At 65.3% G+C, this 20,006-nt stretch carries 18 protein-coding genes; 16 read left to right on the top strand and 2 right to left on the bottom strand.

Annotated features, from left to right (window positions below; all coding sequences use genetic code 11):
- Positions 1 to 140: 140 nt before the first annotated feature.
- Positions 141 to 1,073, bottom strand: coding sequence for an NYN domain-containing protein (locus BJQ95_RS13600; protein ID WP_130178696.1), 933 nt, complete (start codon positions 1,071 to 1,073; stop codon positions 141 to 143).
- A 175-nt stretch (positions 1,074 to 1,248) separates the two neighbouring features.
- Here BJQ95_RS13600 and BJQ95_RS13595 point away from each other — a divergent pair, with 175 nt between their 5' ends.
- The 14 genes from BJQ95_RS13595 to BJQ95_RS13530 all read left to right on the top strand — a co-directional run bounded on the left by BJQ95_RS13595 (position 1,249) and on the right by BJQ95_RS13530 (position 16,227).
- Entirely contained in the window at positions 1,249 to 1,596 is a 348-nt protein-coding gene (locus BJQ95_RS13595) for a DUF4234 domain-containing protein (RefSeq protein WP_130178697.1), read from the top strand.
- A gap of 39 nt (positions 1,597 to 1,635) precedes the next feature.
- A complete protein-coding gene (locus BJQ95_RS13590; RefSeq protein WP_130178698.1) occupies positions 1,636 to 2,886 on the top strand; it encodes a hypothetical protein in 1,251 nt (416 codons plus the stop codon).
- A 122-nt stretch (positions 2,887 to 3,008) separates the two neighbouring features.
- A complete protein-coding gene (locus BJQ95_RS13585) occupies positions 3,009 to 3,452 on the top strand; it encodes a hypothetical protein (RefSeq protein ID WP_205750201.1) in 444 nt (147 codons plus the stop codon).
- 210 nt (positions 3,453 to 3,662) lie between these two features.
- Complete coding sequence (locus tag BJQ95_RS13580) at positions 3,663 to 4,376, top strand: CPBP family intramembrane glutamic endopeptidase (RefSeq protein WP_130178700.1); 714 nt, start codon at positions 3,663 to 3,665, stop codon at positions 4,374 to 4,376.
- A 91-nt stretch (positions 4,377 to 4,467) separates the two neighbouring features.
- Entirely contained in the window at positions 4,468 to 4,719 is a 252-nt protein-coding gene (locus BJQ95_RS13575; protein ID WP_130178701.1) for a type II toxin-antitoxin system Phd/YefM family antitoxin, read from the top strand.
- Between the two features lie 12 nt (positions 4,720 to 4,731).
- Positions 4,732 to 5,127 (top strand): type II toxin-antitoxin system VapC family toxin, encoded by a 396-nt coding sequence (locus tag BJQ95_RS13570; protein ID WP_130178702.1) that lies wholly within the window; start codon positions 4,732 to 4,734, stop codon positions 5,125 to 5,127.
- A gap of 705 nt (positions 5,128 to 5,832) precedes the next feature.
- A complete protein-coding gene (locus tag BJQ95_RS13565) occupies positions 5,833 to 7,131 on the top strand; it encodes an ABC transporter substrate-binding protein (protein ID WP_165384999.1) in 1,299 nt (432 codons plus the stop codon).
- A 78-nt stretch (positions 7,132 to 7,209) separates the two neighbouring features.
- Positions 7,210 to 8,088, top strand: a complete 879-nt coding sequence (locus tag BJQ95_RS13560) for a carbohydrate ABC transporter permease (RefSeq protein WP_130178704.1) — start codon at positions 7,210 to 7,212, stop codon at positions 8,086 to 8,088.
- An 8-nt stretch (positions 8,089 to 8,096) separates the two neighbouring features.
- Positions 8,097 to 8,975 carry a carbohydrate ABC transporter permease gene (locus tag BJQ95_RS13555; protein ID WP_130178705.1) on the top strand — a complete coding sequence of 293 codons (879 nt, stop codon included), beginning with the start codon at positions 8,097 to 8,099 and terminating at the stop codon, positions 8,973 to 8,975.
- Positions 8,972 to 9,685: a GntR family transcriptional regulator gene (locus tag BJQ95_RS13550; protein ID WP_165385000.1), complete on the top strand. Its 714-nt coding sequence runs from the start codon at positions 8,972 to 8,974 to the stop codon at positions 9,683 to 9,685. The genes BJQ95_RS13555 and BJQ95_RS13550 overlap by 4 nt, the downstream gene beginning before the upstream one ends.
- Positions 9,686 to 9,740: 55 nt before the next feature.
- On the top strand, positions 9,741 to 11,237 hold the full coding sequence (locus tag BJQ95_RS13545) for a DUF4127 family protein (protein WP_130178707.1): 1,497 nt from the start codon (positions 9,741 to 9,743) through the stop codon (positions 11,235 to 11,237).
- Positions 11,237 to 12,847 carry an FAD-dependent oxidoreductase gene (locus tag BJQ95_RS13540; protein WP_130178708.1) on the top strand — a complete coding sequence of 537 codons (1,611 nt, stop codon included), beginning with the start codon at positions 11,237 to 11,239 and terminating at the stop codon, positions 12,845 to 12,847. The genes BJQ95_RS13545 and BJQ95_RS13540 overlap by 1 nt, the downstream gene beginning before the upstream one ends.
- Positions 12,840 to 13,583: an N-acetylmannosamine-6-phosphate 2-epimerase gene (locus BJQ95_RS13535; RefSeq protein ID WP_130178709.1), complete on the top strand. Its 744-nt coding sequence runs from the start codon at positions 12,840 to 12,842 to the stop codon at positions 13,581 to 13,583. Before BJQ95_RS13540 ends, BJQ95_RS13535 begins: the two co-directional genes overlap by 8 nt.
- Positions 13,576 to 16,227, top strand: coding sequence for a glycoside hydrolase family 38 C-terminal domain-containing protein (locus BJQ95_RS13530; protein WP_256041384.1), 2,652 nt, complete (start codon positions 13,576 to 13,578; stop codon positions 16,225 to 16,227). The genes BJQ95_RS13535 and BJQ95_RS13530 overlap by 8 nt, the downstream gene beginning before the upstream one ends.
- A gap of 386 nt (positions 16,228 to 16,613) precedes the next feature.
- Here the strand turns inward: BJQ95_RS13530 and BJQ95_RS13525 are convergent, their stop codons facing one another.
- On the bottom strand, positions 16,614 to 16,751 hold the full coding sequence (locus BJQ95_RS13525; RefSeq protein WP_256041383.1) for a hypothetical protein: 138 nt from the start codon (positions 16,749 to 16,751) through the stop codon (positions 16,614 to 16,616).
- 83 nt (positions 16,752 to 16,834) lie between these two features.
- Between BJQ95_RS13525 and BJQ95_RS13520 the strand changes: the two genes are divergently transcribed.
- Entirely contained in the window at positions 16,835 to 18,124 is a 1,290-nt protein-coding gene (locus BJQ95_RS13520; RefSeq protein WP_130178711.1) for a bifunctional alpha/beta hydrolase/OsmC family protein, read from the top strand.
- Positions 18,121 to 19,938, top strand: a complete 1,818-nt coding sequence (locus BJQ95_RS13515; protein WP_130178712.1) for a glycoside hydrolase family 15 protein — start codon at positions 18,121 to 18,123, stop codon at positions 19,936 to 19,938. The genes BJQ95_RS13520 and BJQ95_RS13515 overlap by 4 nt, the downstream gene beginning before the upstream one ends.
- Positions 19,939 to 20,006: the final 68 nt, after the last annotated feature.

The raw sequence follows: 20,006 nt of genomic DNA, 5'->3' as shown, positions 1-20,006 counted from the left end.
GGCGTCCTCAGTCATGGCCTCGACACTAGCGACCTCGGCAACTCGCTCGGTGTGACCGCGACACTGAGGAGCGGTAGGTCGGCTGGCGGCGGGTTGTCGGAGCCTGGAAGGAAAGAAGGCGTGCAATCTCTCCGGAAGGTTCAGCTCCGTAGGCGCAACAGAATCGGGCTGGACGGGCTCTTCTGGTCAATCTCGATCGCCGCGTGGCGGGACTTGAGGAAATCCGAGAACTGACGGAATCCCAGCGTGCGTTCCTGGAACGACGGGTCCATGCGCTTCATCTGCTGCTTGAGAGTGGAGGCATGCTGCCAGTCCTGGTCATTCTTGGCGAGTAAGTCCATCGCTCTCACGAGCAGGGCGGTTGCGGCTTTGCGAGCGGCTGGGCTCGACGAATCCTTACTCGGCAATCCGGCGTTCGGCGTCGTGACGGCTGGCACTGAAGGCGCTGGCACCGGCGCATCCGTTGGCTCGATCGGCGACTCGGTGAGCAGTGCCGCACTCACCACTCCGGGCAGGGAGTCGTAGTCGGCGAACTCGTGGCAGGCCGCAGCCAGGGCGGTACTGGTCGCGCCGGACACGCCGATACCGATGACGTACCGCCCGAGCCGCTTGCAGCGTTGGGCGAGCGGGATGTAGTCCGAGTCGCCGGCGACGATGACGATGTGGCTGAGGTCGGCGGAACGGAACGAATCCTCCATCACGTCGATGGCCAGGCGGATGTCCGCCCCGTTCTTGAGCGACGCCACCGTGGGGAAGAGCTGAATGAGATCGACTGCGCGGTCGGTGAGTTGCCGCTGATAGCGTGCGTTGACGGCGGCCGACCAGTCGGCGTAGGCGCGGCTGATGACGATGGCGCCAAACGATGAGGCGTAGTCGAGCACGGCGCCCACATCGATCATCGCCAGCTGGATGCGTGCGGTGACCGCGGGGTCGGCCTTGGCATGGCCATTGGTGTGGTGGCGGGCCTTGTCTTTGGCGAACTGATTGGTTCCGTGAAGCTGGTTGTAGCGGGAGATGACGATGTTGTCGAAGTCCAGATAGACCCCAACCTGATCTTCTGACTGCTCGGCCATCCGGTGCTCCTCGTGAGTGACGCACGTGCGACCCCCGCTGGTCAGTCTTTCGGTTGGGGTACGGTCGCGCAACGGGAGTGACCCGGTGAGACCCGGACTGGGGGTAGGACGTGGTCAGGGCTCACCTAGCCGGGATGCGACGCTGACTATTGATCATCAACACCGGGGGAAGCTCATGAAACGTCGTAGTCCCGCAGCGCCGCTGCTTTTGCCCTTCGTCACCTTCGGCATCTACACGTTGGTGTGGTTTGTCAAAACCAAGAACGAGATCAATCTCGTCGCGCACAGCAGGATCCCCACGGCCTGGCTGCTGATTCTGCCGGTCGTCAGCATCTGGTGGGAGTGGAAGCTTGCCGTCGGAGTCGAGGAAGCCACCAATGGTGGACTCGGCCGGCACGGCGCGTTCTGGCTTCTCTTCCTGCTCGGCCCGCTCGGCGCTTTGTTCGTGCAGATCGCGCTCAACGTGGCGGCTGATTCGCCGGCTTCGAGCAACAGAGCGCTTCAGGAATCGGTCCTCGCCTAAGCGGCGTAGATCGAGCCGATTGCTAGACAGGAACCCCGAATGACCGACATCGTGCCCTTCATGCTGGAGGCGGAGATTGTTGAGGAAGAAGCCGCGCGTGACATCGCGAAGGCGGTGAGCGCCCGGCATTCAATCGCTCGCAAGTACGTGATGCGGCTTCGTCGCCGGCATCCGGAGGCGACGCCCGCCGAGGTGATCCAGATGCTCGAGCGTCACTATGGCACGTCGATTACCACCGCGGGCGCGGTCATCGCCGCCGGAGCGATCGCTGCCGACGTCGGCATCGCGCTGATCCCCGTCGTTGGGGCCGCCGCAGCCGGCGCCAAGAGCGCGGGCCAACAGGCCGCCAAGAAGGCCACCAAAGAAGTCACGAAGGTAGCGGCTAAGTCGGCTGCGAAGATGGCCGCCAAGAGCATGGCGTTGGGCGTGGCGAAGACCGGCGCTCAGCGAGCAGCAGCGTTCCTCCCAGCGGGTGACGAACAGCTGCAGTTTGAGATCACCGCGATCTTCGCACTCGCAATCGCCGACATCCACGGCATGGACCTCGACCAGGACCAGGCTCACGCGCTGGTTTACGGGCTGTCGAACGGCCGCGTCAGCCCTCAACAGATCGCGACGATGGCGGCGGACCTCGCGGACGTGTCGTCACAGGGTGTCACCGCTGTCGGGCACAAGATCGCAGCTGGCCGCACGGACTGGTCACATTGGGCGAACACGCTCTCTGACACGCTTCCGGAGGGCGCGGCGCAAAGCCTTGTTCAGACCATCCAAACCGGCCAGCTCGACACTGTGCGGGACACGCTGAGTGGGAAGCAGCAGGCCACCATCGAATATGGCGTGGGAGCCTTGGCAGGAGGCGTCACGCGCTTTCTGTTCGGACGCGAGGTCATCGTAGCCTCCCGGTCCGCCTTTGCCGCTGCCCCCGACGAGTTCCCCGCGCACCTGGCCGTTCCGGTGACGCCTGATGCCGATGACCGCGAGGCCGAGCCGAACCGGGCACTGGCTGCTCTGGACGATGCAGCGAAAGCGACGGGAACCTGGATCTCCGATACTGCCAGCACCGTCGGAGGCGGTGTCGCGACGAGTGCCGTCGCAGTGGGGACCGGTGTTGCGTCGGCGGCCGGGACTGTGACCCGCGTGTTCCGGAGTGTGGACATCGACGGGGACGGTATCCCGGATGAGGCGCAGGCGCTGACCGCCGTCAAGGGCGTCGGCGGTGCCATCGCCGGTGCGGCGGACTCGGTGGGCGGTAGCATCGCGGGGCTGTTCAAGTCGAAGAAGCGCGGCTAGCTCTCTCTGGGCAGCCTGGGCGCATGTGGCACACGATGAATGCGTCGCGGGAGCGGGTCGCCGAACTGCACGAGGCCTACCTCCGAAACCTTGAGCCGGCTCAGGCCAGGCTACGGGCTCGGATGGTGGAAGCTGACGATCCGGATCCGGACGGCACCCTCGATAGCTTGACCGCCGTCACCCGATGGTTTCTGACGCGCATCCTGGAGCCGCGGTGGGACGAGCCGGCTGAGTTGCCGTCGCGGTGGGACCCGGCGACCCCGACCGCCACAGAATCACATCCGGAAGCTAACCCGTTCTCCTCGGCCCAGCTCGCCCTCATCGACGAGATGCAGGCCTATGTGGCGGAGGTGACGACCAACGCGCGCCCGGACGCGACATGGGTCATCTTCTGGGGGCACAAGAAGGACTTCCGCAACGGCCAACCGATGCTGCAAACGGGAAAGGGGATGCCCTTCGGCATCAGGGGAATCGTCTACGGTTTTGCCCTCAAGGCGGCCTACTACCACCGTGAGGTGCGGGCAGACGAACTTACCGAACTCGTACGGGAGGCCATCGCCAAGTGATCGGCGGATTCGAGGGCGATGGCGCAGGTCTTTTCTCCTTCGCAACGTGTGACCACGGGGCACCGTCAAGTTCAGTCGGAGGCTGCGTGCGATCCCACCGGTGAGGACCACCGTGTGAGAGTGCGCGACCTCAGCTTGACACTGCCCCCAGGGCATAGCCTCTAATCGGTCTCGGGCGATAACGCGCGCGATCAACATCAAGGAGTGACCATGACCACCGCAACATCCCAGACGCACACGGAACCAACACGGCGGATGGCACCGGGCTGGCCAGAGCTCCTGGCCGGAGGGGCGGCATACATCGGGTGCCTAGCGCTGGTGTATCTGCTGCTCCCGCTTGTCCAGAACGATGCCGTAGCGGGGGTCGTCGGGTTCGTCGTCTCTGGCGCCATGGGGATGGTCGCGCTGGCGGTCGCAGCGCTCGTGCGCATTCGCGGGCTCGCCGCGTTCGGCATCCGCCGCGCCAAAGCACGACATCTCCTTGCCGGAGCGGGACTCGGTCTCGTCGCGTTCATCCTCGGCGGGATCGCCTCCGCCATCTACTCGGTCCTGAGTGGCGACGCCCAGAATGTGCAGACGGACTACCAGGCAGGCGCCGCGGCCGGCCTGCTGGGGCTGGTCATGACGGTGATCGCCGGCTCGATCATCACTCCGATCGGTGAAGAGGCCTTCTTCCGCGGTGTCGTCGCCAACTCCCTGTTCAACCGATTTCCCGCTTGGCTCGCGGTCATTGCGAGTGCCACGATCTTCGCCGTCGCCCATGGCTTCAACACGGTGCTGCCCGTGGCGTTCGTCGTCGGTGTTCTCACCGCCCTTCTCTTTCGCCGCACCGGCTCCATCTGGCCGGGGGTCGTGCTGCACGGCGTCAACAATGTGACGGCGACGATCATCGCGCCGCTCGTTATCGCGGCCGCGACAACCTGATAATGGCTTCGGCGATGTGGGCGATCACGGCGGCGATGACCGCACAATACCGACACGGGTGGGGTTGTGCTACGAGTGCTACGCTCGCCGTATGAAAACCATCCCGCATCGTGAACTCAGAAACAACAGTGCGGAGGTTCTTCGCTCGGTTCAATCTGGAGAGTCTTTCGAGGTGACCAACAACGGCGAGGTTGTCGCACTGCTGACGCCGCCGACCTCCGCAGCCCTTCGGGGCATTCGGTTTCGCCCGCAATTGTCACGAGGAGGGTTCTCCGAATTGACGCGACACTCGTCCCCCCAGGCTGTCGGCGGCGTTCTGGACGACCTCCGCGAAGAGCGCTGAGAAACTGCGCCGGTGATCGTCTACATCGATACCTCCGCCGTCCGGAAACTTATCTTGGAGGAACCCGAGTCGACCGCGCTCGCCCAGTACCTCGACGAGTTGTCGGCCAGGGACGGTGTAACCCTGGTTTCGGCTGCACTCCTGGAGACTGAGCTGCGTCGATTGGCGGATCGCACTGCGGTGTCGCAGCTCGCGGTCACCGACGTGCTGAGACGGATCACTCTTGTGGACATCGAACGCGGGTCGTTTCGTGAAGCGGGTCTCATCCTGCCCGGGTCGTCGCTTCGGAGCGTGGATGCACTCCATATCGCGGTTGCCGTGAGGGTGGCGACCGATGAATTCATCACGTATGACCGTCGTCAGGCTGAAGCTGCGCAATCGGCGGGCCTAACTCTCGTCCAGCCGTAACCGCAGCAATCTGGAGCATCGAGCCGATGGTGGATGCCAGGCAAAGTGGGAGAGGGTGCTGGGACCGGTAGGGAGCGCGCTCGCCAACAACCGTTCACCCAGTTCGGCCGACGGTTGCGCAGCGAGTGTAGCGGGCTCGACCGGCGGTGGGGCTCGACCGACGCTGGTTGGCGCGGTGCCGCGCCGGTTCCGCTGGTGGTGAGTGAAGCGGTCCCAGCTGTCACCTCGCGAGAGTGCTCCCGCCGAGGTGGCAGTTGAGACCCGTTGGTCGTGCTGCAGGGAACCGAAGCGACGTCTCGGGAGGTCAGTAGGCGCCGTCGGGCCCGGTCGGCGTGACGCCACCTCGGCAGTTCCGTGCCGGTGCCCGGTGGTTTCGGCCCGTAACAGGCGCGCCGAGAGCATAACTCCTGCAATTTCTCACCGTTGGCCACCGGATGCCCGGAACCACTGGCATCCGTTGCCCGCTGTAGGAGGAATGCAGGAGTTGTGCTCGCCACCACGGCTCGACAGGAGCAGTTGGAGCCGGTGAGGCCGACCGCCGCACGGCTCCCACCTGCACTCCGGCCCTTCTCCTTGTGGCCAAAGTGGTAGGGACCAGTAATCCAAAACTTCTTGACTTGACTCATAATGTGCGCAACCATTGCCAGAGTGGTAGGAACCACTACGGACGCACCCGATTCGAGAAAAGTTATGGGAGTACTGTCAATGAAGAAGTTGCCCACTATTGGATTTGCCCTCGCGGGCGTCGTGGCCATCGGGCTGACCGGTTGCGGTCTCGGCTCGGGCACCTCCACTGATTCGGGGTCGTCCAGCGATGAGATCACGGGCGAAATCACGTTCTCCACCCTTCAGCTCAAGCCCACCTTCACCGACTACATCGAGGGCGTCATCGACGACTTCGAAACCGCGAACCCGGGCACCGCCGTCAAATGGATCGACGTTCCCTTCGATGGCGCCCAGGAGAAGATCTCGACGGATGCGCAGGCCGGGACCCTGCCCGATGTCATCAATCTCAATCCCAACTTCGCTCAGCCGCTCGAAGCGCAGGGCGCCTTCGTCAACCTCGACGACGCCATGCCGGGTCTGAGTTCGAAATTCGTCACGGGCGCGTGGGACGCATTCCAGGTTCCCGGGGAGGACGGGTCCTTCGGGTTCCCGTGGTACCTCAGCTCCGAGGTCACCATGTACAACAGCTCCATGTTCGAAACGGCGGGGCTCGATCCCAATAGTCCTCCCGCCACCTACGACGAACTCTTCGCGGACGCTCGCACCCTGGCCGGTGCGGGTGCCGACTTCACGGGGATGCACCCGGCGTTGGAGAACCGTTTCATCACCGACCTGGGGCGCATGGGCGTTCCGCTCATGAACAAAGCCGGCACCGAGTGGACCTTCAATACCCCGGACGCCGAAGCCTACGTCGCAGAACTCGCCGATCTGTACCAGTCCGGCGTCTTCCCTCCTGACTCCTTGACCCAGGATCACGCCAAGGAGACCGAGGCCTACCAGGCCGGCCAGATCGCCCTGTTCCCGTCCGGCGCCAACTTCCTCACCATCATCGAAGAGAACGCTCCGGATATCGCCAAGGCCACGAATGTCGGGCCTCAGATCACAAGCGAGGGCGGTCCGACGAACGTGTCCGTGATGGGTTTGCTCGTTCCGAAGTCCAGCGAGAACAAGGCCACAGCTCTCGCGTTCGCGGAGTACATCACCAATGCCGAGAACCAGCTGGCGTTCTCGAAAATCGTCACGATCTTCCCATCTGTCACTGAAGCTCTCGCCGATCCGTACTTCATGGATGACTCCGACGGAACCGTGGAGTCCAAGGCCCGTCGTATTGCAGCCGAACAGCTTCCAGACGCAGAGAACATCGTGCCGGTGCAGTTCGACGACAGGATCAAGGCCATCGTCATCGGCAAAGTCCAGCTCGCCATGAAGGGCGATCTGACTCCCGCAGAGGCGTTGGACCAGGCCGTCGAAGAGGCAAACGCCGTCACAGCCAAGTAGAACCCGAACCATTCCTCCCGGGGGCTGCCCACCCGCAGCCCCCGGCCCATCCACTCGAACTACGAAAGTTCAGCGCTCATGAAAGCACAGTACAAATGGCTGCCGTGGCTGTTCCTGACGCCGGCACTCATCATCGCCCTGGTCTTCACAATCGGCCCCTTCCTGAACACGATCGTGCTCTCCTTCACCAACTCGACCACCCTCGGCGGCGGCACGTTCAACGGCATCCAAAACTACCTCGATCTGGCCAACAGCCCGCAGTTCTGGATCTCAACCCGGAACACGCTGCTCTACGTCGCCGTCGTCGTCCCGCTACTGATGGTTCTGCCACTGTTGCTTGCGGTGCTCGTCGAGCGCAACATCCCACTTATCGGGTTTTTTCGGTCGGTCTTCTACTCCCCGGTCGTGGCGTCCATGGTCGTCGTGGGTCTCATCTGGTCCTGGCTGCTCTCCTCGGACGGAGCCGTGAACGGTCTGCTGGAGGCCCTCCACATCATCCAGAAGCCCCTTCCCTTCCTCACCGACACGACACTGTTGTTGCTGAGTTGCATGCTGGTGACCGTGTGGAAGGGCCTCGGCTACTACATGGTCATCTACTTGGCGGCCCTGGGCAACGTGCCCAAAGAACTGCACGAGGCCGCCCAGGTCGACGGTGCCGGCTCCGGCCGCCGCTTGTGGTCGATCACGTTGCCGGGTGTGCGCCCGACCATGCTTCTCGTCGGACTGCTCGGGTCCATTGCTGCTATGAAGGTTTTCGCGGAGATCTTCGTGATCAGCAGCGGAACCGCCGGGCCGGGCGGTCAGGCTCGGAGTCTGGTGTACACCATCCGTGAAGTTGGTTTGGGTCTCAGCGGCGAGATCGGCTATGCCTCCGCCATGAGCCTGGCGCTTTTCATCCTCACCATCGGCTTCTCCATACTGTACCTACGCTCCCAGAGAACGGACCAATTGCGTTGAGCACCACTATGGCGCGCCCGATTCAGGCGCGCACCCCCGCACGCACGCACCGGCGCCGCGGCGCCACCAAACGCAAAACCGTGGAATACACGATCCGCTACGCACTACTCATGTTCGTGTTCGTGCTTCTGGTCGGCCCGTTCATCTGGCAGTTCGGCACGTCGCTGAAGGGAGCAGGCGAATCGATCTACACGGCGAATCCCTTCCCGGCTTCGCCGACCCTCGCGAATTACGGCATGGTCGCCGACACGATTCCCGTCTTCCGGTACCTCGGCAATTCCCTCGTCGTCGCGACGTCCTCCGCGATTCTGAACTGCGTGCTGGCCTCCCTGGCCGGCTATGTGCTCGCTCGGATGCGCTTTCGCGGCCGTACCCTCGTGGATCTGGTCTTCCTCGCAACGATCATTATCCCCTTCGAGGTGATCATGGTCTCCGTCTTCCTCACCTCCAGGTCGTTGGGCCTGGTCGACAGCCTGCTCGGGGTTATTCTGCCCACGGCCGTCACGGGGCTGTCCATCCTCATCATGCGCACAGCCTTCATGGCCCTGCCTCGAGAGATCGAAGAAGCCGCCATGATCGATGGCGCCTCGGACTGGCAACGGTTCATCCGCGTGGCACTGCCTTCCGTGCAGGGATCCCTCGTCGTGGTCGCGATCTTCGCTTTTGTGTTCGCTTGGGACGATTTTCTCTGGCCCCTGGTCATCCTCAAAGATTCCGCGAACTTCACCCTCACAGTCGGCATCCAATACCTGTCCGGCACCTTCACCAGCAACCAGAGAGTGGTGGCGGCCGGCACAATGATTGCCGTGATTCCCCTGCTCGTGCTCTTCTTTTCCCTGCAGAGATGGTTTTTCCGTGGAGTCGGCGAAGGAGGCCTCAAAGGATGAATGTTCCCAAGTACGCGATGCTGAGTGCAGAGCTCGAACGATTGATTCTCGCCGGGATGCCCGCCGATTCGCCGCTGCCCAGCGAGCGCGACCTGATGACCACGTATGGAGTGTCGCGAGTAACGGTTCGACAGGCCCTCACCCGGCTCGTCGACGACGGCCTCATCTACCGGGTGCACGGTGCCGGTACCTTCGTTGCGGATGCGGCCAAGATCACGAAGTCGCTCACGCTCACGTCGTTCAGTGAGGACATCCGCTCTCGTCGGATGGAGCCCGGATCAATTTCTGCGACCTTGCATCGGGTGGAAGCCGATGCGCGCATCGCCAGCATTCTTCGTGTCTCGCCGGGATCTGACGTGGTGCATCTTGAACGCGTTCGCACCGCGGACGGCGCCCCGATGTGTCTGGAGAACATCTGGATTCCCGGTGACATCATCCCCGAGGACTTCTCGCTCGATACCCAACCGTCGGTCTACGAATATCTCGAACGCATAGGACGGGCACCGGAGACGGCGACACAGACGATTCAGGCCACTGTTCTGGACTCCGGTCAAGCCGCGCTCTTGGATGTTCCCCCGCAGTCGCCGGCCATGTCGGTGACGCGTGTTGCTGTTGATGAAGCCGGTCGCGAGGTTGAGTTTGCCGTGAGCCTCTACCGCGCCGACCGATACGACTATCGGCTCACGGTGAAACGGGAGCGGCCCCGGTGATCCCCGCCCGTGAACCGATAGCGTCCGCCGGCGCCGCTGGTCGGGCCGGCGCTCGATGACGGCCATTGCGCTCATTCCGCTTGATGAACGCCCTGTCTGCACAAGTTTGCCGGCGAGCATCGCACGGATCTCGGGGCTAACCTGCCTTGTCCCGCCTGCCGAGTTGTTGCCGAGGATTCGCGAACCCGGTGACACCGTCCTACTCAGCACGTGGCTCAGCCAGGCGCGTCGAACCGCGTCACACGCGGTCGTCTCCCTTGAGGGACTCGGCTTCGGCGGCTTGATTCCGTCCCGGATCGGCACGGAGACCTCCCACGAGGTGGCCGCCCGCTGGAACGCGCTGAGGATGCCAGGGTGCGCGGTCTTCGGTTCGGTCCTGGTGCCTCGAACGCCGGACTCCTCCGACGCCATGGAAGAACCTGACTACTGGAACCCGCACGGGCCAGCCCTGCACCGGTTGTCAGCTGCCCTGAGCACCGGCGTCGGCGTGGATGAGGCCCGGGCAGCTCTCCCCGAAGCGGTGCGGATCGATTGGATCTCCCGACGACTACGCCAGCAGGCCCTTGCGCTGTATTCCCTCGAGCTCGCCGCTGACACCACGATCAGCAGGCTGGTTGTCGGCATCGACGATGCAGCCGAAGAGTCCCTGTCCGCGTGCGATCAGCGTGCGCTTCTCGACTGGGTCGACCGACGAGAACTCGGTCGGCGGGTGTCGGTGCAACCGGGAGCCGACGAAATCGGCGCCGTTCTCGTCGCCCGGGCCTCACTCGAGGTGCACGCCGTTCGGGCTCCCCGAATCGGGATTGCCTGTTCCAATCTGCAAGCCCTCGACCGGGTGGCGCCCTATGAGTCGTCTCCGGTGCGTGAGACGATCCGGCGTCAGGTGGAGGCAGCGGGAGGACAAGCCATCTTCCCCGATGCAGGCACAACTGACGTCGACGCCATCATGGTCATCCACCCGCCAGAGCTCACTCGCGGAGTGGTCTCGGATTGGGCTGTGGCCCCCAACAATGATCTGGACCCGGAACAGGCGGATTCCACCGTCACTGACGTCATCGACGCTCTCGCCCGCACCGAGATCGTCGGCGTCGCCGATGTCGGCAGGCCCAATGGTGCCGACCCGCTCCTCGTCGCCGCCCTCGACGCGGCGGATGCTTGGCGCGCTCTGTGCGGGTTCGCCGCGTGGAACACGGCGGGCAACACTGTCGGCACGGTGGCGGCCCAACTTGTTGCTACGTGGGCTGGTCGCCAGGCCGGGACCTTCGATGACAACCAGCTGCGACTGGCCGTTGCTCGCCGGGTCGTGGAGGACTACGGCTGGATGACCATCGAGAGGACACGGGTGCGCGCCGAACTCGGCTCGTCCCACACTCAGCACGACCACATCTCGCCGGCGACCACTGACAACCCCGTACTGAAAGCGGCAGAAACCCGGCTCGGCATGCTTCTCGCGGCCAGACCGGGCTTCGAAGAGCTTCGAATCACCCCCGACAGTCTCTCGCTCCCGTGGCAGCGGTCCTTTGAGATCGACCTGCGCCTTGAGGTGGGCTGATGCCATTTCTTGCCCACGACACCCTCGACTTGGCGGCCGATATCGCAGTGATCGGTGGTGGCCTGGGCGGCATCGCGGCAGCTCTTGCCGCAGCGGATACTGGGTCGTCAGTGATCATGACTGCCGAAGAGTCCATGATCGGGGGGCAGATCACTGCTCAATTGACCGCACCGCTGGACGAGCACCCGCGAATCGAGACCTGGGGGGCAACACGAAGCTATCGCCGCTTCCGAGATCTCGTGCGCGCGGAGTCTGGGGGCGTCGACAACCCGGGGGACGGCTGGGTCAGCCGTCTCTGCTTCGAACCCCTCGTGGGCCTCCGGGTTCTGGAGGACCTGCTCCGAGCGCACACGGAGTCTGGTCGGCTACGGATCGTCAGAAACGCCCGGCCGGTGGCGGCAACGGTCGCGGTCGGTTCCGCGGAGACCCGCGCCGACCCCACCATCGAAGCTGTGCGTCTTGTGGTGCGGGGGAGGCCCGACCTGATTGTGCGGGCATCCGTCTTCATCGATGCCACCGAGCTCGGTGATCTTCTTCCGCTCACCGACACCGCGTGGACGATCGGGTCTGAAGGCAGTTGCGCATTTGCCGAACGGGATGCTGTACCCGGCGCGGCCGATGCCTTGGCAGAGCAATCCTGCACCTGGGCGGCTGTCTTGGTGCGTGAGGCCGAGCCGCAGCCCGTCGTTGAGCGCCCTCCCGGCTATGTTGCTTTTCGTGACTCGCAGCCCTTCACGCTCGACCTGGTCGGCACGGACGGGGCCGTGGCCAGACGCGGGTTTTTCACTGCGGGGCCGACCGGTCTGCCCTCGTTCTGGAGTTACCGACGTATTCGCACGGCCGGGGACGCCGGTGTGCTCGAAGCCGCCGTCATCAACTGGGCGGGAAACGACTACCGCGACAGTGGCCTTGTGCACAACCCTGAACAGACACGACAGGGCGCCCGAGCGCTCACCCTGGCCTTCGTCCACTGGCTCCGCACCGAAGCTCCCCGGGATTCTCCAGACGGTCCCGGCCCACACGGAACAGGGCGGGGATACCCAGAACTCCGCCTTGCCCCCGAGCTCACCGGCACACCAGACGGTCTGGCCGAAGCAGCCTACGTGCGGGAGTCCAGGCGCCTGGCCAATCCGCGTCCGATAACAGGCAACGATATCGCCGCGTCCCTACCCGGCATCGCTGCGCCTGAGATCACCGATTCTGTTGGTATCGCCTGGTACCAGATGGATCTTCATCCTCGAGTGGGCCATCCAACCTCCGTGTATGGCGACACCGCCCCGTTCCACATTCCTGCCAGGGCGCTCGTTCCTGCCCTCGGCATCGGCCCAGCGAACCTGTTGATGGGGGCGAAAAACCTGGCAGCGACGCAGGTGGCCGCCGCAGCGTACCGGGTGCATCCCGCCGAGTGGGCTATCGGCGAGGCTGCCGGCACCATCGCAGCTCGCTGCCTGGCCCTGCACACAACCCCTCGACGTCTGATCCACGATGATGCTGCTCTGGCGAGCGTGCAATCCGCCCTGCACGAGCGCGGAGCACCCGTGAGCTGGCAGCAGCATCCTCAGCCTGACTGCGAACCTGCACCAAACCCAACGGAGAATCCGAATGACTGAATACCGCACTGCGCCCCCGCTGACCACGCCGTCCGCACTGATCGAGAGTCTGCGGGGCCAGCTCATCGTGTCCTGCCAGGCACGCCCCGGGGAAGCCCTCTTCGGCTCGGATCACATGGTCGCGATGGCCTTGAGCGCGGTTTCGGGCGGAGCGCGGGGCCTGCGGATCGAGGGACCCTCCGACATCCGCGCGGTGCGGGCAGTGACTGCGCTGCCGATCATCGGGCTCTGGAAGGTCGGCGACGAGGGCGTGTACATCACTCCAACGCTTGCCTCCGCCAGAGAGGTGCGTGAAGCCGGCGCCGACATCGTGGCCCTCGACGGCACCGCCCGCGACAGACCCGACGGCCTCAGCCTGGCCGAGACCATCAGGCGGCTCAAGGATGCCTCGCCGAACGTCGTCGTCCTCGCCGACGTGTCCACTGTCAGTGAGGGGATTGCCGCCGTCGCCGCTGGTGCCGACCTGGTCTCGACGACGCTCTCCGGTTACACGCCGCACAGCCGCCCCGGGCCCGCGCCGGATCTTGAGCTGGTGGCTGAACTGGCTGCGGTGCTTGACATCCCGATCCTTGCCGAAGGGCGCATCAGCACTCCCGCCGAGGCGCTCGCAGCTTTGCAACACGGGGCTGCAGCCGTCGTCGTTGGATCCGCCATCACCCGCCCGCAGGTCATCACGGCGGGCTTCGTTCAGCAGACCTCGAGTCTGCGTTCTACCGGAGGTCACGCCGTTGATTGAGCATCTGGACACCTGTCACGTCATCTCCCACGTGCACTGGGACCGGGAGTGGTACCGCGGGTTCGACGGCTACCGCGGGCGACTGGTCGACCTCGTTGAACGGGTCTGCGATTCGTTGGACGATGACACCTATGCAACCTTTCACCTGGACGGGCAGACCGTTGTGCTCGCGGATGTCCTCGAAATCCGGCCCGACCTCGAGCCCCGTCTCGCGGGTCTGATCGCTGACGGTCGGCTCACCGTCGGTCCGTGGCATGTTCTCGCGGACAATCAGCTGGTCTCTGCGGAAAATCTCGTGCGCAATCTGTTCCGCGCCCGTCGCTGGGGAAACCGGATCGGCCGGCTGTCCACGGTGGGATACTCTCCGGACGCGTTCGGCCATCCCGCCGATCTACCCCGCCTGCTCGTCGGCTTCGGCATGGACACGGCCCTGGTGTGGCGGGGAGCCCCGCCGGAACTGGCCCGATTCCGGTGGCGGGCACCCGATGGCAGTGAGGTCTTCACCGTCAACCAGTCGTACCACCAAACCGAAGTGCTCTGGGACGCTGACGCCAGCAGCGTGCAGCTCCGAGCCTACGTTGACGCCGAGAAGGTGCGACTGCCGGACGGGCCGTGGTTGCTGCTGAACGGCGGCGACCACCTGGTGCCGCAACCGCCGTCGACACGGGAACAACACAGCGCCGAAGCCAGGGTCGACCTGATCGAGTCCACCCTCGCGGACTTCTTCGCGGCCGCACGCGAGAGCGGCGCATCCCTCCCCGTGATCGACGGAGAACTGCGCCGGCCGGGCAACAGACTCACGTTCCTGTTGCCAGGCACGCTCTCGGCCCGCACCTACGTCAAGCTGGCCAACGAGCACGTGCAAACCCTGCTCGAACGATTTGTTGAGCCGCAGCTGGCCCGGCTGGAGTTGCGATCAGGACCGAGCACCATCCCCGTTTCAGATAGCCGTTCGCTGTCGGGATTGCTCGACCATGCCTGGGACCTGGTTATCAAGAACTCCCCGCACGACTCCATCTGCGGGTGCAGCGTGGACGAGGTGCACAGAACAACAACCGTGCGCGCCGAACGCGCCGTCGAAACAGGCGAGCTCCTCGTTCAGCGGATGCTCCTCGAGGAGGGGCTCGACACGCGCCGATATGGAACGCCGCCGACAGAAAAGGTCGACCTGGTCGTATTGTCCGGTCTTGGCGCTGTGGTCTCGGGCCCCGTGGTGGTCGAGGTGGCCACGGACGTCGGCTCCAGCGTCACCGCACTCGTCACCCCGGACGGGCACGAGATCCCCTTCGAAATCGAATCGACCCGGCTCGAAACGGTCTTCGAAGCGGACCTGGACCTGCTGCCCGATTCTCGCCAGTGCGCCATCCACCGGATCGCCTTCACCGCCACAGACGTGCCCGCATTCGGATGGAAGGCGTACACGGCCCGCCTGGGAGGTGCGGTGGTCGCACGGGCTCAGGAGGTGGAAACCGGCCAGCCGATCGTGTCCGGACGGTTCTCGATCACCGTCAACCCCGACGCATCCGTGCGCGTACAAGACCGCGACACCGGAGTCGTGCACGACCACATCGGACGGCTGGTCTCCACCGGCGACCGCGGGGACAGCTACAACTATGACCCCCCGGCGAACGACAGCGCGGTCGAGCCGAGAGTTACCGGTGTGCGAGTGACAGAAACCCCGGTGCGCACCCGCCTCGAAATCACGGCGTCCTTGCTGCTGCCGGCCGCCCTGACCGCCGACCGCGACTCCCGCAGCGCCGAGTGCGTTTCGGTGCCCCTCACCATCTCGATCGAGCACTGGAGAGATCGCGACCAACTCGACTGGGCGGTGAGCATCGACAACAAGGCCGATGACCACCGTCTTCGATTCGAAGTTCCGGTCGACAGCACCGCCACGCAGTGGACGGCGGACCAACACTGGTCTGCACTCACCCGTCCGATCGGGCCGGAGCTCGGTGAGTTGCCAACGGGACCGGCGCTGGAGGCGGCGAGCGGGGTCGCCCCCGTGCATTCTTGGGCAAGCGTCGGCACGGGGGCGAACGCGGTCGCTCTGCTGACCCGCGGCCTGCCGGAAATTCAGGCCTACACGGCGGGCGGGGCCAGCGTGCTCGCCGTCACTGTGCTTCGGGCTGTCGGCTGGATGTCCCGGTTCGATCTCAGGACGCGCACTACGGGCGCGGGCCCCATGCTGCCTGTCCCGGAGGCTCAATGCCACGGCGTCTTGACGGCGCATCTGTCGATCATTTTCGGCACCCGTGCAGAGGCCGGCTCGCTCCATCTCCCCGCGGCGGCCGCTCTTCGCCGGGTGCCGCTGCAGGCGTTCCCGCTTCGCCCGGGTCACCCCGCGCCGAGCGCTCAGTCGGAGCCGGGCGACGCGCCCCAGGTGATCGGCGCGCTGGTATCGACCTGGAAGCCGGTGGATCAGACGACCGGTGGCGGCGGCAGCGTGTTGCGCATCAGCAACCCCACCCCACAGGCCGTGACGGCCTCGGTGCACCTGCCGACCCGCGTGGGCACCGTCGAGCGAGCTCGGATCGACGAGACAGTCCTGGCGACATTGCCGATCGCCCACGGCAACCGGCTCACTGTCGAACTGGGTCCGTTCGGCCTGGAAACCCTCATCCTGCGGGCGGGAGAGCGCTAGCGGCAGGCGGAGGCCGTGGCAGTCGCGTCGGTGAAACCGTTGGGGCACCGCAAGGGGGAGCGCGGTCAGGTGACCAGGTGCTGCACCTGCTCGTGTACCGGGACGGCGCTGCGCGGGTGAGGCGCCGCTACGCGGGTGGCGCGCCAGGCGCATAGCGGCGCGGCACCCGCGAATCGCGCGAAACGGTCAGGGCTGACGCGGCGTGCTCGGATGCCGTGGGCTGAGGACCCGGCGCGGGTCGCGCGTTGGGCGGCCGGGCTTTTTGGAGCTACGCGGGCAAGGCGCCGCTGCGCGGGTGGCGCGCCACCCGCGCAACGGCGCCTGACCCGCGGATCGCAGCTACGGCCATCCGCGTGCCTGGGCCGGCGGCAACACGAGCGCCGCGGTCAGTCGACCACCGCGTAGGCCTCGAGCTCCACGCGCCTGTCGGGTTCGAGGAGGAAGTCGATCGGCATCCCGGCCGGCGGGTGGGGGTGTCTCCGCCCGCCGGTCTTTTCGCGCCGGGCCACCGAGTGCGGCTCCATGCAATAAAAGAGACTGATCGGCCGTTGTGTTCAGTGAACCAGGTGAGGCCGCAGCACTGACCCAACGAGAGAACGGGCAACGTATGAGCAGGCAGAGCGAGAGACTGGAATTCCCCGGGTCCCAGGGGTCGGCACTGGCGGCGCGTCTCGACTTGCCGGAATCGACGCCCCGGGCCTTCGCGCTGTTCGCGCACTGCTTCACGTGTAGCAAAGACGTGCTCGCGGCCGCCCGCATCTCCCGGGCACTGACCGACTTCGGCATCGCGGTGCTCCGGTTCGACTTCACCGGCCTGGGCCAATCCGGGGGAGATTTCGCCAACACCAACTTCAGCTCCAACATCGAAGATCTGGTGCACGCCGCCGACTACTTGCGGGAGCACCACGCGGCGCCGTCCCTGCTGATCGGGCACTCGCTGGGCGGCGCCGCCGTGCTCGCCGTCACCCACCGCATCCCCGAGGTGCGGGCCGTGGCGACGATCGGCGCGCCGGCCGATCCGGACCACCTCTCGCACCTGCTGCGCGAGAGCCGTGCGGAGATTGAAGCCTGCGGGGAGGCCGAGGTGCAGCTCTCCGGCCGCACCTTCCGCATCCGTCGTCAGTTTCTCGACGACATCGCTGCCCAGCCTCAGGCCGAGCGCATCCGCACCCTGGGGGCGGCCCTGCTCGTCATGCACTCGCCGACCGACACCACGGTCGACGCCGACAACGCGCGTCGCATCTACGAGGCAGCCCGGCACCCCAAATCCTTCGTGGCGCTCGACGGGGCCGACCACCTGCTGACGAAGCCGACGGATGCCGTCTACGCGGCCGCCATGCTCGCCACCTGGGCCGGCCGCTACGTGTTCGCTCCCCTCCCGGAGCAGGCTGCGCCCTCCACGCCGGAAGACCCGGCTGAAGGGCTCGTCGAAGTGGCCGAAACCGGAACCGGAGCATTCGCCCAGCAGATCAGGATCGGCCGGCACCGGCTGACCGCTGACGAACCCGCTCCCATCGGCACCGACACCGGACCGTCGCCCTATGATTTCTTGCTGGCCGGCCTGGGCGCCTGCACATCGATGACCGTCCGAATGTACGCCGAGCGCAAGAGATGGCCGCTGGAAAAGGTCACTGTTTCACTGCGGCACTCCCGAATCCATGCGCAGGACTGCAACAACTGCGAAAGCGAAACCGGCCGGGTAGACCACATCGAACGGATCATCCGCCTCGACGGCGACCTTGACGACGATCAGCGTCAGCGCTTACGCGAAATCGCCGACAAATGCCCGGTGCACCGCACCCTACACTCGGAAGTCGTCATCGACACGACCGTCTCGGGAGACGGTCGCGGTCCGACAATGATGAGAGATGAGCTGGATGTCGGAGTGCAGGCATGAGCGCACTCCCGATCGCCGAGCACGCGCTCCTGTCGGACCGGCATTCCGCTGCTCTGGTGACCCGGAACGGGTCCGTCGTCTGGCTCTGCTTCCCCCGATTCGACAGCGAATCCGTCTTTGCCGCAATTCTGGACGATGACGCCGGGCACTGGTCGATCCAGCCGACCGAAACAGCAACGTCAACGCGGCAGTACGTGGACGAAACGATGGCACTGCGCACCACCTTTCTCACGGCGACGGGCGTTATCGAACTCCTTGACGCCATGGAACTGGGGGACTCGTCCGATCCGCACCGCCTGGGCGAGCACGCCCCGCACACCCTGCTTCGCGGCGTGCGCTGCACCACCGGACGAGCAGTGGTTGAGATGACGTATCGGCCACGTCCGGAATACGGCTTGGTGGTGCCCATCTTCAGCGAGATCCTTTCCGGTTCCGTTGCCACGGGTGGGTCGGGTCGGCTCACGCTATCGATGCCGGAGACGGTCGTCGCCGCTGACGGGGAGATCTCGGTGCGGTTCACCCTTGAGGCCGGGGAAGAACGGTTTTTCGCCTTGCAGCGCACCCGGCTCGGTGAGCCTCTTCCTCCGGCGTACACCCAGGGTGAGATCAAGTGCGCGCTGGACGCAACGATTGCGAGCTGGCGGGGCTGGTCCGAACTACATCAGAACTACGACGGTCCCTGGCGCGACTTGGTTCGTCACTCGGGGCGGGTGTTGCAGGCGCTGAGCTATCAACCAACCGGCGCGATCGTAGCCGCTGCCACAACATCCTTGCCCGAGGAAATCGGCGGTGATCGGAACTGGGACTATCGGTACTCCTGGGTGCGTGACGCAAGTTTCACCATGAAGGCCCTGTGGGTGGCGGCCTGCCCTGACGAGGCCCAGGAGTTCTTCGGCTTCATGGCCGCGGCGGCGGCGCACTTTCGCCCCGACCGTCATCTGCAGATCATGTTCGGCATCGGTGGGGAACACGACTTGTCCGAGCGCCTCCTCCCGCAGCTGTCCGGGTGGCGCGAGAGCGGGCCGGTCCGGGTCGGCAACGGCGCCTGGGACCAGCCGCAGCTCGACGTGTACGGCGAGCTCCTCGACGCCGCCTTCCGGCTTCGAGAGCAGCTCGGCGATGTTGAACCCGCCACGCGAGAGTTCTTGATCGCACTGGCCGATGCTGCCGCGCGCCAGTGGGAGCAGCCGGACAACGGTATCTGGGAAGTCCGCGGCGAGCCGCAGCACTTCCTCTACTCGAAACTGATGTGTTGGGTCGCGCTGGACCGGGCGATCGGCCTGGCTGAGCAGTTGTTCGCCGTCCACCGCGTTGCCGAGTGGTCGCGGATGGCCGCCACCATCCGCGCCGCCATCCTCACCCGAGGGTGGAACGAGGAGGCTGGTGCGTTCACGCAAGCCTTCGATTCGCCCGACCTCGACGCGGCGGCGCTGATGATGCCCATTGTCGGCTTCCTGCCGGCCTCCGATCCGCGGATGGTGTCCACCGTGGACGCCATCATTCACCGGCTCACCGACGCACGCGGACTCGTCTACCGCTACGAAACTGAGTCCGGTGTCGACGGAATCACCGGCAACGAGGGCACCTTCCTGCTCTGTACTTTTTGGCTGGCCCAGGTCCTGGCCGACGCGGGCCGGACCGGTGAAGCCCGCACGGTGTTCGAGAACGCCGTGAGCCACGTCAACGATGTCGGTCTGCTCGCCGAGGAGATCGACTCCGTCACCGGCGAGCAACTCGGCAACTTTCCGCAGGCCTTCAGTCACGTCGGACTTGTGAACGCAGCCTGGGCCATCCACCAGGCCGAACTGCACTGAGAATCCTCGAGCGAAGTCGCACACGCAGTAGTCATCTGCGCAGGCTACCGGACCCCACCGCGACAGAC

This window comes from Cryobacterium sp. SO1, from assembly GCF_004210215.2.
Lineage (GTDB): Bacteria > Actinomycetota > Actinomycetes > Actinomycetales > Microbacteriaceae > Cryobacterium.
Note: the sequence above shows the minus strand (reverse complement) of the source record. Positions and strands in the feature narration are given on the sequence as shown.

Bases quoted from the DNA above. Each gene is read 5' to 3' on its own strand.
- BJQ95_RS13600 (WP_130178696.1), bottom strand. From the start codon at position 1,073: ATGGCCGAGCAGTCAGAAGATCAGGTTGGGGTCTATCTGGACTTCGAC.
- BJQ95_RS13595 (WP_130178697.1), top strand. From the start codon at position 1,249: ATGAAACGTCGTAGTCCCGCAGCGCCGCTGCTTTTGCCCTTCGTCACC.
- BJQ95_RS13590 (WP_130178698.1), top strand. From the start codon at position 1,636: ATGACCGACATCGTGCCCTTCATGCTGGAGGCGGAGATTGTTGAGGAA.
- BJQ95_RS13585 (WP_205750201.1), top strand. From the start codon at position 3,009: ATGGTGGAAGCTGACGATCCGGATCCGGACGGCACCCTCGATAGCTTG.
- BJQ95_RS13580 (WP_130178700.1), top strand. From the start codon at position 3,663: ATGACCACCGCAACATCCCAGACGCACACGGAACCAACACGGCGGATG.
- BJQ95_RS13575 (WP_130178701.1), top strand. From the start codon at position 4,468: ATGAAAACCATCCCGCATCGTGAACTCAGAAACAACAGTGCGGAGGTT.
- BJQ95_RS13565 (WP_165384999.1), top strand. From the start codon at position 5,833: ATGAAGAAGTTGCCCACTATTGGATTTGCCCTCGCGGGCGTCGTGGCC.
- BJQ95_RS13560 (WP_130178704.1), top strand. From the start codon at position 7,210: ATGAAAGCACAGTACAAATGGCTGCCGTGGCTGTTCCTGACGCCGGCA.
- BJQ95_RS13555 (WP_130178705.1), top strand. From the start codon at position 8,097: ATGGCGCGCCCGATTCAGGCGCGCACCCCCGCACGCACGCACCGGCGC.
- BJQ95_RS13550 (WP_165385000.1), top strand. From the start codon at position 8,972: ATGAATGTTCCCAAGTACGCGATGCTGAGTGCAGAGCTCGAACGATTG.
- BJQ95_RS13545 (WP_130178707.1), top strand. From the start codon at position 9,741: ATGACGGCCATTGCGCTCATTCCGCTTGATGAACGCCCTGTCTGCACA.
- BJQ95_RS13540 (WP_130178708.1), top strand. From the start codon at position 11,237: ATGCCATTTCTTGCCCACGACACCCTCGACTTGGCGGCCGATATCGCA.
- BJQ95_RS13535 (WP_130178709.1), top strand. From the start codon at position 12,840: ATGACTGAATACCGCACTGCGCCCCCGCTGACCACGCCGTCCGCACTG.
- BJQ95_RS13525 (WP_256041383.1), bottom strand. From the start codon at position 16,751: ATGGAGCCGCACTCGGTGGCCCGGCGCGAAAAGACCGGCGGGCGGAGA.
- BJQ95_RS13520 (WP_130178711.1), top strand. From the start codon at position 16,835: ATGAGCAGGCAGAGCGAGAGACTGGAATTCCCCGGGTCCCAGGGGTCG.
- BJQ95_RS13515 (WP_130178712.1), top strand. From the start codon at position 18,121: ATGAGCGCACTCCCGATCGCCGAGCACGCGCTCCTGTCGGACCGGCAT.